Source organism: Burkholderia sp. Ac-20365 (assembly GCF_017104715.1).
GTDB lineage: Bacteria > Pseudomonadota > Gammaproteobacteria > Burkholderiales > Burkholderiaceae > Paraburkholderia.
The window spans coordinates 71,013-87,097 of record NZ_JAAGPI010000011.1 but is presented as its reverse complement, the minus strand read 5'-3'; the positions used below and the strand labels follow the sequence as shown (position 1 = coordinate 87,097).

General features: G+C 61.8%; 13 protein-coding genes. 2 read left to right on the top strand and 11 right to left on the bottom strand.

Annotation, left to right across the window (positions count from 1 at the left end):
• Nucleotides 1–40 precede the first annotated feature (40 nt).
• The 3 genes from G3O01_RS20565 to G3O01_RS20555 form a co-directional block, all read right to left on the bottom strand.
• The gene (locus tag G3O01_RS20565) at nucleotides 41–1,000 is read right to left on the bottom strand and encodes a sensor domain-containing diguanylate cyclase (RefSeq protein ID WP_205806976.1); all 960 of its coding nucleotides are present in this window, start codon (nucleotides 998–1,000) and stop codon (nucleotides 41–43) included.
• A gap of 165 nt (nucleotides 1,001–1,165) precedes the next feature.
• Nucleotides 1,166–2,767, bottom strand: a complete 1,602-nt coding sequence (locus tag G3O01_RS20560) for a hybrid sensor histidine kinase/response regulator (RefSeq protein ID WP_205807113.1) — start codon at nucleotides 2,765–2,767, stop codon at nucleotides 1,166–1,168.
• A gap of 294 nt (nucleotides 2,768–3,061) precedes the next feature.
• Nucleotides 3,062–3,658, bottom strand: coding sequence for a lipocalin family protein (locus G3O01_RS20555; RefSeq protein WP_205806975.1), 597 nt, complete (start codon nucleotides 3,656–3,658; stop codon nucleotides 3,062–3,064).
• A 228-nt stretch (nucleotides 3,659–3,886) separates the two neighbouring features.
• On the opposite strand from G3O01_RS20555, the gene G3O01_RS20550 reads away from it, so the two are divergent.
• A complete protein-coding gene (locus tag G3O01_RS20550) occupies nucleotides 3,887–4,882 on the top strand; it encodes an aldo/keto reductase (RefSeq protein WP_205806974.1) in 996 nt (331 codons plus the stop codon).
• A 15-nt stretch (nucleotides 4,883–4,897) separates the two neighbouring features.
• On the opposite strand, the gene G3O01_RS20545 is transcribed toward G3O01_RS20550, so the two are convergent.
• From G3O01_RS20545 to G3O01_RS20510, 8 genes are all read right to left on the bottom strand, one after another.
• Entirely contained in the window at nucleotides 4,898–5,455 is a 558-nt protein-coding gene (locus G3O01_RS20545; RefSeq protein ID WP_205806973.1) for a YbhB/YbcL family Raf kinase inhibitor-like protein, read from the bottom strand.
• Between the two features lie 129 nt (nucleotides 5,456–5,584).
• Complete coding sequence (locus G3O01_RS20540; RefSeq protein ID WP_346779210.1) at nucleotides 5,585–6,340, bottom strand: ROK family protein; 756 nt, start codon at nucleotides 6,338–6,340, stop codon at nucleotides 5,585–5,587.
• Nucleotides 6,341–6,448: 108 nt separating this feature from the next.
• Entirely contained in the window at nucleotides 6,449–8,032 is a 1,584-nt protein-coding gene (zwf, locus tag G3O01_RS20535) for a glucose-6-phosphate dehydrogenase (protein ID WP_205806971.1), read from the bottom strand.
• A gap of 113 nt (nucleotides 8,033–8,145) precedes the next feature.
• On the bottom strand, nucleotides 8,146–10,881 hold the full coding sequence (locus G3O01_RS20530; protein WP_205806970.1) for a glucosidase: 2,736 nt from the start codon (nucleotides 10,879–10,881) through the stop codon (nucleotides 8,146–8,148).
• Nucleotides 10,882–10,970: 89 nt separating this feature from the next.
• Nucleotides 10,971–12,905: an amylo-alpha-1,6-glucosidase gene (locus G3O01_RS20525; RefSeq protein WP_205806969.1), complete on the bottom strand. Its 1,935-nt coding sequence runs from the start codon at nucleotides 12,903–12,905 to the stop codon at nucleotides 10,971–10,973.
• Nucleotides 12,906–12,985: 80 nt separating this feature from the next.
• Entirely contained in the window at nucleotides 12,986–14,371 is a 1,386-nt protein-coding gene (locus G3O01_RS20520; protein WP_205806968.1) for an ATP-binding protein, read from the bottom strand.
• The gene (locus G3O01_RS20515; RefSeq protein ID WP_205806967.1) at nucleotides 14,368–15,081 is read right to left on the bottom strand and encodes a response regulator; all 714 of its coding nucleotides are present in this window, start codon (nucleotides 15,079–15,081) and stop codon (nucleotides 14,368–14,370) included. Before G3O01_RS20515 ends, G3O01_RS20520 begins: the two co-directional genes overlap by 4 nt.
• A 71-nt stretch (nucleotides 15,082–15,152) precedes the next feature.
• On the bottom strand, nucleotides 15,153–15,446 hold the full coding sequence (locus G3O01_RS20510) for an EF-hand domain-containing protein (RefSeq protein WP_205806966.1): 294 nt from the start codon (nucleotides 15,444–15,446) through the stop codon (nucleotides 15,153–15,155).
• Between the two features lie 319 nt (nucleotides 15,447–15,765).
• Between G3O01_RS20510 and G3O01_RS20505 the strand changes: the two genes are divergently transcribed.
• Nucleotides 15,766–16,047 (top strand): hypothetical protein, encoded by a 282-nt coding sequence (locus tag G3O01_RS20505; protein WP_205806965.1) that lies wholly within the window; start codon nucleotides 15,766–15,768, stop codon nucleotides 16,045–16,047.
• The last annotated feature ends 38 nt before the right edge of the window (nucleotides 16,048–16,085 follow it).

Sequence of the window (16,085 nt, the reverse complement as noted above, 5' to 3'; positions counted from 1 at the left end):
CGGAGTGGCTACGCTAAACGTTTGCGCAGCCGCCCGAACGCTAACGCTGCGAGCGCTTGTTCGCGTACATCGCGCCGTCGGCTTGCGCCAGCAGGTCGTTGATGCTCTGCGCACTGTCGGGCGCGTAAGTCGCCGTGCCGACACTGCTGTGCAATTGATACGGCGTCTGCGCCGACTGGTTGTGAAGATCCAGTTGATGCCTGAGCCGATCGATGGTCTGCATCGTCCCTTCTTCGTTCGAGTCGGTCAGCAGCACGACGAATTCGTCGCCGCCTAACCGTCCGATCACATCGCTGTCGCGCAATGCCGTGCGCAAAACCGTTGCGAACGCAATCAACGCGCGATCGCCTTCCGCGTGACCGTAGACGTCGTTGATCTGCTTGAAGCCGTTCAGATCGAAGAACAGCAGCGACGCAGGCTTCTGCTCGCGCTTGCAAAGCCGGATGGCATGCTGCGCGAGCGCTTCGAAACCGCGGCGGTTCGACAGGCCCGTGAGTTCATCGGTGGTCGCGAGTTGCACGGCGGCAATTTCCTGCTCGGCCATGCGCGCCAGATCGCGCAACAGCACGCGCTCCTCGTCATCGAGCGCGCGCGGCTTCACGTCGATCAGACAGAGCGTGCCGAGGCGGCAGCCGTTATCGACGGTCAGCGGATAGCCTGCGTAGAAACGGATGTTCGGATCGCCTGTGACGAGCGGGTTATCGGCAAAGCGCACATCGAGCGACGCGTCGTTCACGAGGAACAGTTCGCTGTCGAGAATCGCGTGACCGCAGAACGAGACGTCGCGCGGCGTTTCCGACGCGTCGAGGCCCGGATGCGACTTGAACCACTGGCGCTGGCTGTCCACCAGCGTGACGGCCGCGATGGGCACGCCGAACAGCCTGCGCGCAAGGCGCGTGAGACGGTCGAACCGCTCTTCGGGCGGTGTATCGAGGATATGAAGCGAGCGCAATGTCTCCATACGTTCGCTTTCGTTTTCTGGCATTGAAGGTCGCAGCATTCGAGGTCCGGATAAAACGCGAACGCGCAGTACTGCTTTAGCACTGCGCGACTCGCCGCAGGTTGAACGGAACCGAATATAAATTCTATCCGCAGCATGTAGCAATTGGAAAGAATGCGGAGCTTTTCAATTGTATTTACGGATAACTCGATGCTTGATTGAAAGCTAACCGACACCTGTCGGCCCATTCAGCACGATGCGGACTTTGCGAGCCAGTTCCGCACGCCTGTATGGCTTGTGAATGATGTCGAATTCGCTGCCGTTTGCATCGGTCCGTTCGAGCGACGCATCCGCATAACCCGTGGTCAGCAGCACCTTGATCTTCGGATGCAGGCGGCGCGCTTCACGCGCGAGCATGACGCCGTTCATGTTGCCGGGCATGATGAGATCGGTGAATAGCAGGTCGATCGTCGTGCCGTCCTGCAGGATGTCCATCGCCTCTTTCGTGTTCAGCACGACGCGTGTGCGATAGCCGATCTGTTCGAGCATCGCCTGCGCGACTTCCGCCACTTCCACGCGGTCGTCGACAATCAGGATCATTTCATTACCCGCTTTCTCGATCGCCTTCGGCGCGGACGGGCGACGTTGCGCATTGCCTTCGACAGCCGGGAAATAGAGGCGCAACGTCGTGCCGACGCCCGCCTCCGAATAGAGGTTCACCGCGCCGCCCGACTGCTTGGCAAAGCCATAGACCATCGACAATCCGAGGCCCGTGCCTTTGCCTTCGTCCTTGGTCGTGAAGAACGGGTCCATCACCCGGTCGAGGATCGCAGCCGGAATGCCGCAGCCGTTATCCGAGATCGCGATGGTTACATAGCGGCCCGGGCGCAGATCGGCGAAACCGACCATCTCCTGCTGCTCGAGTTCGAGTGCCTCCGTGCGCACCGTCACGATACCGTCGCGCCGGTGCGCGAGCGCATCGCGCGCGTTGAGCAGCACGTTGAGCAACGCGACTTCGAGCTGGGTCGAATCGACGCGGCAATTGCCGAGCCCTTCGGCATATTCCGTCCTCAGCGAAATGTTCTCGCCAAGCGTGCGCCGCGCGAGTTCGACCATGCTGTCTGCCAGCGTATTCAGATTGACGGTACGCCCGACGAGCTTCTGCTTGCGCGCGAACGCGAGCAACTGTTGCGTCAGCGTCGTGGCTTTGGCAACGGCGCCGCGGATGCGGTCGAGGCTCTGCGCCATCACCGCGCTGTGCGCATTGCCTTCGATGCCCATCTGCAGCACGTCGACATAGCCCGCCATCACCTGCAGCAGATTGTTGAAGTCGTGTGCAATCCCGCCCGTCAACTGGCCGAGCGCCTCCATCTTCTGCGCCTGATGCAGCGCATCTTCCGCGTCGCGGCGGCGGCTCACGTCGAGCTGCGAGCCGAAGAAATACACCAGTTCGCCCTGCTCGTTGAAGACGGGCGAAATGAACAGCGCGTTCCAGAACGTCGAGCCGTCCTTGCGATAGTTAAGGATTTCGGTGGCGATTTCGCGGCGGTCTTCAACGGCAGCACGCACTTCGTCAATCGTCGCGCGATCGGTCTCCGGCCCTTGCAGGAAACGGCAGTTGCTGCCGATGATCTCCGGCAGTTCATAACCCGTCATGCGCAGAAACGCCTGATTCGCGAAGATCACGGGGTTATCGGGCAGATGCGGATCGGTGACGACCATCGGCATGCGTGTCGTCGATACTGCGGCGAAGAAGATATCGTCACGATGGTCGGTGATCTCGTGCGCGCCGCTTCGAATAGTCGTGAGAGTACGGTTCGTATCCATGGCAATTGACGCAATGTTGAGCGACAAGCCACGGTTGTTTCGCATGACTCTTTACGTGGGCATGTCACTCCAGTTAAAGATGCCGCATCTGTCGAGCTGACCGGTGCGGAATTACATGGCGTCGGTTAATGCGAATTTCATGCCGGTGCGGAAATGCGGCAGTAATTGCGTAATTGCATAGGGAGAAAAGGCAAGACTTACCGCGAAAACGCACTCTACGCGGCTTCAATTGATGAATGGCCAATGCGCGCTTTCGCAAAAGGAAAGACCGATGGAAAAAATTTCAAACGTCTTTTAGTGCTGGGTACGACGCAGCATCGACAGGTCGTAACCTAATGCGCGAACGCGTTCCAGAAGCGCGCGTTGCAGTTCGACAGGCGGCTTCGCGTCGCGCGTGAGAATCCACAGATATGTGCCGCCCGGTTCGCCGACTATCGACCAGCCGTAATCGTCGCCATGGTCGAGTACCCAGTAGTCGCCAACATAGAACGGCCCGAAGAACGACACCTTGAGCTTGGCGTTGTCCGAGCGGGGTACCACACGCGCCTTGCCGCGCGCGATGCGCCGAGGCCCATCGGCGCCGCCTTCGCGGCCCGCGTTGATGACGCTGATGAGACCGTCGTCGCGCATCGCATAGTCGGCCGTGACGAAATCGCGGCCGCGCTCGAAGTGATTGTCGTAACGCGCGAACTCGTACCAGCGTCCCGCATAGCGTTCAAGATCGACGATCTTCGACGGCTCGGGCACATGCGCATTGCCCTTCTTTCTTCTGATAACCACCGCGCATGCAACCAGCAACCCGATTGCCACCACCGTCGCGCCCACTATTGCAGCACGCGCATGAGAACTGTTCTGTCCAGTTTCCTGATTGGCGCTTCGTTCGACATTCATCGGGAATACACCTCGCGAAAGGAACCTTGAGCCTCGACCCCGGCGACACAGCCGTTTAGACCTTACGTGTCTAAAAAATTCTACTGCCGCACGCAACAGGATGTCAGCGCAATGAATGCTTCCGCGCGGCGCAGCCACGCGGATTCGCAATAGCCGCTATGCTCTGTCTTCTGCGTTTCCATCCAGCAACACTCAACCACTCATAGTTTCTATCTCGCGGAGTCGATCATGCAATACCGCAAATTCGGCCATACCGGTCTAACTGTCTCGCGTTTGTGTCTCGGTACGATGACTTTCGGCTTGCAAACCGAAGAAGACGTATCGCGCAGCATTCTCGACAAGGCGACGGATGCCGGCGTGAACTTCATCGATACCGCCGACGTCTATCCGCTCGGCGGCGGCGAAGATCTTGCGGGACGCACGGAAGAAATCATCGGACGCTGGCTCAAGGGCAAGCGTGACCGCTTCATTCTCGCGACCAAGGCCGTCGCCAAGGTCGGGCCGCATCCATGGAATCAGGGCGCATCGCGCAAGCACCTGCTCGATGCCATCGACGATTCCCTGCGCCGCCTGAACACCGATTACGTCGATCTGTATCAGCTGCATATGGACGACCGCGACACGCCGCTCGACGAAACGCTCGAAGCGCTGGATGTGATCGTGCGCTCGGGCAAGGCGCGCTATATCGGCGTATCGAACTATCTGGCGTACCGGCTCGCGCGCATGCTGGGGCGCTCGGACGTGTTGCGCACGGCGCGTTTCGCGTCGGTGCAGCCGCGCTACAACCTGCTGTTCCGGCAGATCGAACGCGAACTGCTGCCGCTTGCGGACGAAGAGGGTCTCGCCGTGATTCCGTACAACCCGCTCGCAGGCGGGCTGCTGACGGGCAAGCACCGGCATGATGCGAAGCCCTCGGACGGACGCTTCACGGAAACGGTCGGCAAGGCGGGCGAGATGTACTCGGAGCGTTACTGGCACGAGCGCGAGTTCAAGACCATCGACACGCTGCGTGAGATCAACGCCAAAACCGGCGAGCCGATGACGAAGACGGCCATTGCATGGGTGCTCGCGAACCCGACCGTCACGTCGGCGATCATCGGCGCGAGCCGCGTCGAACAGTTGAACGACTCGCTCGCGGCTGTCGATTACACGCTCGACCCGGAGATTAAAAAGCAGCTCGACGAAGCGACCGTCGAGTACCGCTGGGGCGATGCGCCGCGCTAAACGCCGGGCGCTGCATTAGCGCCCGTAGCGCAGCACGGTACTGCTCGCGGCCAGCACATGACTGGTGACGGCCGCGAGAAACGCATCGTGATTGAGATTGGGCGGCAGCGCGTCGGGCGCGAGATCGAGCGCGTAGACCTGCAGCACATAGTGATGCGGCACGTCGCCGATGGGCGGGCAAGGTCCGTAGTATCCAGGCTGCCCCGTGCGATTGATGCCGCTCACACTTCCCGTCGGCGCCGATGCGCCATGCGCCATCGAATTCATCGACGCGGGTATCCCGTACAGCACCCAGTGAATCACGCCGATCCCTTTCGCGCCGTCGGGATCGAACAGCGTGACGGCGAAACTGCGCGTGCCCGAAGGCACGTTGCGCCATTGCACGGCAGGCGACTGGTTGCCACCACCGCAACTGTTCGCGCTGGCGGCATGGCTCGAATCGATCGTGCCGCCGTCGGGCGTGCCGGGCGATGTGACTTCGAAAGCGTCGGCCGCAAAGGCTGGCGTGACGGCCCCCGACAGTGCGATACATAGCGCGAGCGCAGCGAGCCGTGCGTTAGAGAGAGTTTTCATTGGGCGGCTCCGTGGAAGGTTTGCGCTCACGCATTCGTGAGCGCATCGGAGCAAACGAACGGCCACGCCCGTTTATTCCCCACTTTTCCGCTGTCAATCGCGCTGTCATCCGCGTTGTCAGTCGCGCCGTCAGCCGAATATGCCCGCCTTCTGGTTCGCCTCCGGCAACTGCCGCGACTCGCGCAACGACTTCGGATGCCACAGCTTCGCGCCGCCTTCGATGCCCGCGGCGTTGTCCACAATGGCCGCATTCGACGGCAGTTCGAACGTCAGGCGCGCCGCATTGCCGCCGCCGATCCACAGCTTGTCGTAGTTGACGAGCGAAGACAGAATGCCGATCACCTTCTCGACGCGTTTGTTCCAGCGCTTCGTGCCCGCCTTCTCGCGCGCTGCATTACCGATGTACTCGTCGTAGGTGCGGCTCTTGCTGACCGGGTGATGCGCGAGTTCGAGATGCGGCATCAGCTCGCCGTCGCGAAAGAGCGCCGTGCCCGCGCCTGTGCCGAGCGTCAGCACGAATTCGATGCCATGTCCTTCGATCGCGGCGAAGCCCTGCATTTCCGCATCGTTGATCATGCGCACCGGCAGATTGCCGATGCGTGCCGCAAGCTGACCCGCGAGCGGAAAGCCGCGCCAGCCTGTATCGCCGATATTCGGCGCGGTCAGCACGCAGTTGTCGCGCACGACACCCGGAAAACCGATCGACATCAGTGTTGGATGATGCGCGTCGACGAGCGGCTGCACGAGCGTCGCAAGCGCATCGACGAGTTGCTCCGGCGTGCATGGATGCGGCGTCGCCACGCGCACACGCTCGCTTTTCATGTCGCCGCCCGCGTCGATCACGGCCGCCTTCAGACCCGTGCCGCCGACATCGATTGCGAGTATCCGTTCCCCGTCGCTTGCAGTCTTGCGCGGCGCAGGTGCTTTCGCTTTTGCCTTAGCGTTGGTTTTAGCCAAGTCGTCCCCCTTTCGTTGATCGTTGTGACGAAACCGCTAGTCTCCGCCTTGCAGCGAACGCCATGCACGGCCATCGCGCGCGAGCAGTGCATCCGCTTGCGCCGGGCCGCTGCTGCCCGCCGGATAGCCATGCACCGGCAGCGGACCGCCTTCGGGATGCAGCACGCCATCCACCGCACACCAGCTCGATTCGATACTGTCGGCACGCTGGAACAGCGTCTCGTCGCCGAGCATGCAGTCGTACAGCAGCGTTTCATAGCCGACGTTCGCACGTTCGGCGAAGAAGTCGTTGTAGTTGAATGCGGAGCGCACCGCGCCGATCTGCATCGCCGGTCCGGGCACCTTCACATTGAAGTCGAAGCGCGTGCCGTGCGCGGGATCGATGCGCAACGTGAACACATTGGGCGTCAACGATTCGACAGGTGTGTCGCGGAATAGCAGAAACGGCACGCGCTTCAGTTGCACGGCGATTTCGGTGCGACGCGCCGTCATGCGCTTGCCCGTGCGCAGATAGAACGGCACACCCGCCCAGCGCCAGTTGTCGATGAACACGCGCGCGGCCGCATAGGTTTCCGTCGTGCTGTCGCGCGCGACGTCGGGTTCGTCGCGATACGCGATGCCCGCATCGCCCTTCTCGTACTGCCCGAGCACGACGTCGTCGCGCTTGAGCGGTTCCATCGCGGCGAAGAGTTCGGCCTTCTTGTCGCGCACGGCTTCGGCATCGAATGAGTTGGGTGGCTCCAGCGCGACCATCGCGAGCAACTGGAACAGATGGTTCGGCAACATGTCGCGAAACGCGCCCGTCTGCTCGTAGAATTTGCCGCGCCCTTCCACGCCGAGCGTTTCCGATGCCGTGATCTGCACGCTGTCGATGTACTCGCGCCGCCACACCGGTTCGAACATCGCATTCGCAAAGCGCACGGCCAGAATGCTTTGCACCGTGTCCTTGCCGAGAAAGTGATCGATGCGATACACCTGCTGCTCATCCGCGTGACGCAGAATGTGCGCATTGAGATCGCGTGCGGATGCGAGATCGGTGCCGAACGGCTTTTCGATCACGAGACGCCGGAAGTTGCCCTCGCGCTGCGCGTCTTCTTTCAGCAAGCCGTGCTTGCCCAGACGCTCGACGATCGGCCTGAAGAACCGCGCGCCCACCGCGAGATAGAAGATCGCATTACCATGCGCCGTCTTGTCGATACGCTGTTTCAGCGCTTCGAACACATCGTCGGTTTCGAACTCGCCCGCCATATACTCCATGCGCGAGGACAGCCACTTCCATGCTTTCTCGTCAACCTTGCCGGAGTTCGATTCGCTGGCTTTGTCGGCAGCGAACTGCTGCAGCGACTGGCCGAGATCGTCGACCCACGCCTTCGTTTCGCGCTCGCCGTGATTCACGCCGATGATATTCATGCCGTCGTCGAGCAGGCCGTCGACAGTCAGGTTGTAGAGCGACGGCGTCAACAGCCGTTTGGTCAGATCGCCGCCCGCGCCGAAGATGACCAGCGTGCACGGCGGCGCAGGCCGCTTGCCTGCGGGACCAGCCGCCGCGTGCGGCCCCGCATTGATCTTGCAACTTGCTGACGGCGTGTTTGGGGAAGCGTCGTGTGCGTCATTGGACATGGCAGTCTTTCCATCAATGAGCCATACGGGTGGCGATATCTGAAAGACCCGCATTCACGCCGCCAGGTTCAATCGAACATTCGAACCGTTGCATGCGCCGCGGGCAACGCGGACTACTTCACGGAGTCCGTCACGCGCTCGGATTCCGGCACCTCGCCTGCTGCAGGCACGATGCCCGAACTGGCACGCTCACGCGGCTGCAACAGCAATGCAACAAGCCCGGTCCATCCCGTCTGATGCGACGCGCCCACGCCGCGTCCGTTATCGCCGTGAAAGTATTCGTGAAAGAGCACGAGATCCTGCGAACGCGGGTCAGCCTGCAACAGCGGATACGCAGCCATCACCGGGCGCTCGTTGTTCTTGTCCTTCAGGAATAGCGTGGTAGTGCGCTGCGCGAGCGCATCGGCGATTTCGGACAGCGATAGCCTGTTGCCCGAGCCCGTCGGGTACTCGACGCGGAACTCGTCGCCGTAATAGCGGTGAAACTCGTATAGCGACTCGATCAGCAGATAGTTGACGGGCATCCACACCGGCCCGCGCCAGTTCGAATTGCCGCCGAACACGCGCGAATCCGATTCGGCAGGCAGATACTTCACGCCGAAGCTTTGCCCGTTGTGATGAAAGACATACGGTTGATCGCGATGCACACGCGACAACGCACGCAGACCGTGATCGGAGAGGAACTCGGCTTCGTCGAGCGCGCGTTTTAGCAGCGCTTTCATCCGATGACCGCGCAGCAGCGACAGCAGCAGACTGTTACCGTGCCCCGGATCGTTCCAGCGCGACACCAGCCGCGCGAGGTCGGGCTTGTTGCGCAGGAACCAGACGAGCCGGTCGCGCAGACCCGGCAATGAACCATGCAGGCGCTCTTCGAGCACGTGCACGGCGATCAGCGGAATGAGGCCGACAATCGAGCGCACGCGCATGGGCACGTTGGTGCCATCGGGCAGGCGCAGCTTGTCGTAGAAGAACTCGTCCTGGCTGTCCCACAGCCCGGTTTCGCAGTTGTCCTCGCAACTGACCGCCTGCGCGATATACAGGAAGTGCTCGAAGAACTTCACACCGATATCGACGAACACGTGGTTTGCGAACGCGAGTTCGAGCGCGATACGCATCAGGTCCAGCGCGTAGGCGGCCATCCATGCGGTGCCGTCGGCCTGATCGATATGGCCGCCTGTAGGCAGCGGCGACGAGCGGTCGAAAATGCCGACGTTGTCGAGCCCGAGGAAACCGCCCTGGAAGATATTGCGGCCCTCCGCATCCTTTCGATTCACCCACCACGCGAAGTTGAGCAGCAGCTTGTGAAAGACGAGTTCGAGAAAATCGCGGTCGCCCTTGCCCGTCAGCGCGCGGTCGATCTCATAGACGCGCCACGCGGCCCACGCGTGCACGGGCGGGTTCGCATCGCTGAACGCCCATTCGTACGCGGGAATCTGCCCGTTCGGATGCATGTAGCGGTCTTTCACGAGTAGCAGCAGCTGACGTTTCGCAAACGCGGGATCGATCAGCGCGAACGCGGCGGCATGAAACGCGAGGTCCCATGACGCGTACCACGGGTACTCCCACTTGTCGGGCATCGACACGATGTCGGCATTGCACAGATGCCGCCAGTCGCGATTGCGCCCCTGCTTGCGCGACGCGGGCGGTGCCGGCTGCCCGGGGTCGCCGTCCATCCATCGCTCGACGTCGTACTGGTAGTACTGCTTCGACCACAGCATGCCCGCGAGTGCCTGGCGCTGGACGAGCCGCTCGTCCGCGCCGTCGATATGGTGCTGCAGCGCCGCATAGAATTCATCGGTTTCGGCGATGCGCTGCGTGAACAATTGCTCAATGTCGAGCGGCGTTTCATCCGTGCAGAATTCGGGACGCCAGCGCAGATACACGACGGCCGTGCCGTGCGGCGGCAGATTCAGCGGCACATGCGCAGCGGCTTTCGTGCCCGCGTCGCGGCGGACCGCGTCGGCATCGCCATGCACGAGGTAGTCGTTGAAGCCGTCCTTGAACGGCCCTTGCGCGTCCATGTTGAAATGACGCCGGACGTTCGTATCGTTCTCGCAGAAGAGCCACTCGAATACCGTCGTATCGGGCGACCATGCTGTAACGACGATCGGCTCATGGCCCGGATGCGTGCCGAGCAGGCGCGTGACGCCATGCACGGTTTCCTTGACGAGTTTCGGGCGCTCGTCCGTTTCTTTCCACGACCATTTGTTGCGCGCCCAGAATTGCGGCAACAGATCGAGACTGGCGGACTGGTCCGCGCGATTCTCGACGGTGACGCGCATCACGATGTCTTCGGGCGTGTTCTTTGCGTATTCCACAGTCACGTCGAAATAGCGCAAGTCGTCGAATATGCCGGTATCGAGTACTTCATATTCCGGCAGATCCGCACCGCGCCGTCCGTTCTCTTCGACGAGATCCTGATAGGGAAACGCGCCATGCGGGTACTTGTACAGCATCCGCATATAGGAATGCGTCGGCGTGCCGTCGAGATAGAAGTACAGCTCCTTGACGTCCTCCCCGTGATTGCCCTCCTGATTCGTGAGGCCGAACAGGCGCTCCTTCAGAATGGGATCGGCGCGATTCCACAACGCAATCGACGCGCACCAGTTCAAGGTTTCGTCGCCGAACCCGGCGATGCCGTCTTCGCCCCAGCGGTACGCACGGCTGCGCGCGTGGTCGTGCGGGAAATACTCCCATGCTGTGCCGTTCGGGCTGTAGTCTTCGCGCACCGTGCCCCACTGCCGCTCGCTCAGATACGGTCCCCAACGTTGCCATCGCGCGCACTCGCTGGAGTGCAGGCGTAGTCCTTCGGCCGTGGCAAGCAGGTTTCCAGCGCGCAGCGGAGGCATGGCGGCGTCCTCGTCTCTCGGGTGACGGTGGGAGTCACATCGTAGCGCGGTTTGGGGGGTTGCGTTGGGGAGGTTGGGCGAAGCGCGCCTCACTCGCCCAGCAACACGCCAATCCTCAACCTCTCCCCTAACGACCAAGCCTGAAACGGCGTACCGCCCGGTGTGTGCGGTGCATCACCGTCCGCGACTTCCGAAACATGATCAAGGCCCGCACGATCCAGATGCGCGTCGAGCGGCCCAAGAAAACGCGCACGCGCAGCGCTGCGCACGTTCTCATCCGGAAGTTGCACACGCAGCCATGCTTCGACAAACGGGCCGAGCAGCCACGGCCACACCGTGCCCTGGTGATACGCACCATCGCGTTCAAGCGGCCCGCCCTGATAGCGTCCGCGATACGCAGGATCTTCCGGCGACAGCGTGCGCAAGCCAAGCGGCGTCAGCAGATGCGCTTCGACCTGCGCGACGACAGCGCGCGCCGTGTCGCCTTCAACAAGCGCAAACGGCAGACCACCCGCAGCGAAAATCTGATTCGGCCGGATCGAACGATCGACCGTCCCGGCGACATGATCGACATCGACGTTATCGAACAGCGCGCCCGTTTGCGGATCGATGAAGCGTTGTACGAAAGCAGCCGCCACGCGATCCGCGGCTTCACCCCAGCGCGCATTCCACCGTGCTGCAATGCGCAACGCGTTGAACCACAGCGCCTGCACTTCGACGGGTTTGCCGATTCGTGGCGTCACCACCCAATCGCCAACCTTCGCGTCCATCCACGTCAATTGCACGCCGGGCACACCCGCGCGCAGCAGGCCGTCTTCATCGGCGCGGATGTTGTAGCGCGTGCCTTGTGTATAGCCGGAGAGAATCGTATCGACGGCTTCCTGCAAGCGTCCGCGCGTCGCGTCCGATGCATGCCCTGTCGCCAGATAATCGTGCACGGAAACCGCAAACCATAGCGACGCATCGACCGAGTTGTACTCCGGCTCGTCGCCGTAATCCGGAAAGCGGTTCGGACACATGCCCTGCGAAATCGTGCTCGCCCACGCGAGCAGAATCGATTCGGCCTCTGCATATCGGCCGGTAGCGATCAGCAGGCCGCGCATCGCGATGAAGGTATCGCGGCCCCAGTCGGTGAACCATGGGAAGCCTGCGACGATCGTGCGACCCGCCGATCGCGCGACAACATAAGCATCGGCAGAGCGATGCAAACGTGAAGGGAAAGAAGCGCGGCGGTTCGTTTCTGTCTTCGCCAGCGCGTTCGCCTTTTCAATCGCGGTCGCTTGCTTAACAGGGGACGCACTCAGGATCATCACCGCATCGTTGGAACGAAGATCGAATGTGAAAACGCCGGGCGTCGCAAGATCTTCGGTGAAGTCGAGGCCACGCTCACGTTCTCGCACATAGCAGAAGTTGCGATACCAGTCGGGCGCGTGCTCATACGCGCCGTTCGAGAGCACGCGTATCGTGGGCAGATCGTGATACGACTGCCATTGCACACGTTCGCCTTCGACGGATGCGGAGAAATCGAACGCGCTGTTCTCATGATGAAGCGCGTGGTAATCGCGGCCCGACAGCAGCGGGCGAACATGCAGTGTGATCGCATCAGCGTTGCGCGCATCACTATCGCTCGAAAGACGCCAGCGCAGCACCGTTTCGCACGTTGCTTTCGCGACGAACGCTTCCGCAATCACAGTCGTTCGAGCATCGATCCGAAAATGCCATGTCGGCCATGGCATCGTGTCGAAGGCAATCAGGCTCGCGGCAATGTCGGGGTACACGATATCGGGCGCATAACGCTGCATCGACAACGGATAGCGCTCACCCTTCAATTCGATCCACGCCTCGATCCCGTTGACGAGCACCACGCGCCCCGCCGGCGCGCGCGTCGCCGTCAGCAGCAGCGCGTGATAGCGACGGGTGCGCATCGTGCCGACCGTGCCCGATGCGAAGCCACCAAAGCCATCGGCTTCGAGCCATTCATCTTCCAGACGTTCGATATCGAAGGGAGAGTCGACACGTGTCATCGCTATTGCCGCCGTGCACGGGCGACCCGGATCAGGACAGCCGACAGATTAGCCGCTCATCCATGAATTGTCTTGCGTGCTCAGACGGACGACGGCGCAACGGCATGTTCGCCCGCATCGGCCGCGCTCGAATTGCGCTGGATGGGCAGCACGGCCCACACTTCGAGACCGCCGCCTTCGCGCGCATGAAACTCGAGCGAGCCGCCGTGCAGCCGCGCGATGCGTTCGACAATCGCGAGCCCCAGTCCCGTGCCGCCCGTTTTGCCATGGGCATTCTTGCCGCGCTGGAACGGCGCCCTGAGCCGTTCGAGTTCTTCTACGCTCAAACCTTTGCCGCGATCGCCGACCGCGACGTGGATCGCCTGCGCATCGGCCCATGTCCTCACAGCGAGGCCCGTTTGACCATACACGACCGCGTTCTGCATCAGGTTCATCACGAGCCGCATCATCGTGATCGGCCGGAATGCGTGCTCGGGTAACTCGCCAAGCTGCAATTCGAACTCGTGCCCAAGGCCCGCGAAGTCCGCGGCAAGCTGGCTGATCAGCGCGTTCAGATCACCCGATTGCGGCGTTTCGCGTTCGCCACTACCCGCGTAATCCATGAATTGCTGCAGGATCGTGTCGATCTGGTCGAGATACGATTCCGCCGCGATGACGAACGCTTCGTCGCCGTTCGTGTCCTGCGCCATGGCCATCGCCAGACGCAGCTTTGTCAGCGGCGTGCGAATGTCGTGCGAGATACCCGCGAGCATCAGCGCACGTGTCGCTTCTGCCTGCTGCAGCGCCTGTGTCATCTGGTTGAATGCGCCACTTACCTGCGCGATTTCCGTCGGACCATCGACAGGCAAAGGCGGCGGCGTTTCGCCCGCGCTCACACGGCGCGCCGCCTGCGCAAGCTCGCGCAACGGACGGTTCAGATGCGCCTGCAACGCGAAGCCCGTCAACGCGGCCAGCGTCGCGAGCCCCAGCGACAGCAGCACCGCCGTGAGCATACCGCCGCCCTGCGCTTCTTCCGGCACCTGCAAGCCGATCCAATACGGTGTGTGAGCGACGTGCATGCGTATCCACATGCGCGGATGTGGCGCGCCCTGCCAGCGCACTTCGGTGCCGGGCGGCAGATAGCGATGCAGCGTCTCCAGAAATGTCGCGAGCTGATAGGTCCGGTAGAACGCGAGCAAACGCACACGCGGATCGGACACCGCTTCGGGAGGCGGTTCATTACGCGCATCGAGCCGCGCGACCAGCGTATCGCGCGCATCTTCGGGCGACGCCGACAGCGCGTTATCCAGCGTCTTGATGTACGTGCCGAACACGGCCGCGGCCCGTTCGACGCGCGGTTTCTGCACGTAATGAATCAGCACGCTCAGCGAGCAGACCTGCGTGAACGCAACGAGCACGATCAGGAGCGCGATGTTGCGCGCCAGCACGCTGCGCGGCAACAGGCGCCGCAAGATGCGCGCGCTCATGCGTCGACGTCGGCGACCAGCATATAGCCGACGCCCCACACGGTCTTGATGAAACGCGGCTTCGACGGATCGGCTTCGATCGCCTGCCGCAGACGCAGAATCTGCACGTCGATACTGCGGTCGAGCGCATCGTGGTCGCGTCCTCTGGCACGCGCGATCAGGTTGTCACGGCTCACCGCGCGGTTCGGCGATGCCGCCAGCGCCGTCAGCAACAACATCTGCGCCGAATGCAGTTCGAGCAGATCGTCCTGCTTATACAGGCACTGCTTGCTCACATCGAGCCGGAAGTCGCCGAAACGCAGCGTCTGCGTGGTGACGGTCGGATCGTTCGAGGCGATTTTCTGGCGACGCAGCAGCGCATTGATCCGCGCGACGAGTTCGCGCGGCAGAAACGGCTTGGCAAGGTAATCGTCCGCGCCCGTCTCCAGACCGATCACGCGATCGAGCGGATCGCCCTTGGCCGTAAGCATCAGGATGGGCAGCGTGTGCCCTTCTGCCCTCAGCTTCGCGCAGATCTGCAGGCCGTCTTCTTCGCCGATCATCAGATCGAGCACGAGCAGGTCATACGGCTCGCGCTGCAGATAGCGTTCGAGCCGCTTGCTGTTCTCGACAGCGCGGACTTCGAAGCCATGTCCGCTCAGAAAGCGCTGCAGCATGTTGCGGAGTTCCGCTTCGTCGTCGAGCACGATGATGCGGGCGGGTCGGTCCATGCAAGACTCCTTGGTCGCTCACGTTTCATTCATGTTGCAACAGTGTAGCTTCATGCCGACCCGTTTTTCCGTCAGTGCGATCCCGCGCGCTGCGCCATGAACTGCTCGATCTGCGCGAGCGTCACAAAGCCCTGCTTTTGCGTGTCGATTTCATTGAAGTGCTGTGCGACGCGTGGCATGCCTGTCTGCGCCTGAGCGAGCGTCAGCTTGCCGTCATGTGTCGTGTTGGCGGCGGCGAAGCGCTCCTGCAACTGCTGCATCATGCGCTCCATGCGCGGCGAGCCACCCATCGGCTGCGGTGCCGTCTGGGCCATCACGCCCGTCGATGCAATGCACAAAGCCAGAATAGCGATCAACTTCTTCATGTTCCATCTCCATCATCGGTTCATTCAACTTCTTCGCTACGTCGTGTTGCGATTCGTCGTTGGCGAAGCGAATTCTGGTAGTCCGGCGCGTGCAGCGCAATTTCAAAGTTATGTCGATTCATGTCACGTCGACGCGGTGCGTTTTCACGCTAGTTGCACCGTGAATTACGAAGCGAACGCTTCAAACATGAGCGTGCTTTTTCCGACATCGAATGAAACAAGTCATCGCTGTCATTGTGCAAGTGCGATGCGTATCGTTTGCACGTCGGCGGCAACGTCGGGACTTCCCCTCCGCCGGCATCTGCTTTAGGAGTTTCATGTGAACATTCGCTCTGCTTACACGTCCGCGATCGCCGCCATGGGTATCGCCTGCTCGTCGAGTGCCTTTGCCGGCACCGTATTCGTTCATGCGGCCTATGTGCCCGCAGCCGTCTATGCGCCGGCGCGCACGCTCTATTACGTGCCGCCGCAACCGCCCGTCGTCGTGCCTGTCGTGCCGGCGGCGCCTATCGTGCCTTACGTCGCCGTCGTGCCACCACCCGCGCCCGCGAGGCCTTTGCCCTACGCGACGATTGCCGTTCCCATCCTCGTCGTGCGTTGACGGCCTTACCACCGCGATTCACTTGATCTTTGCAGAGG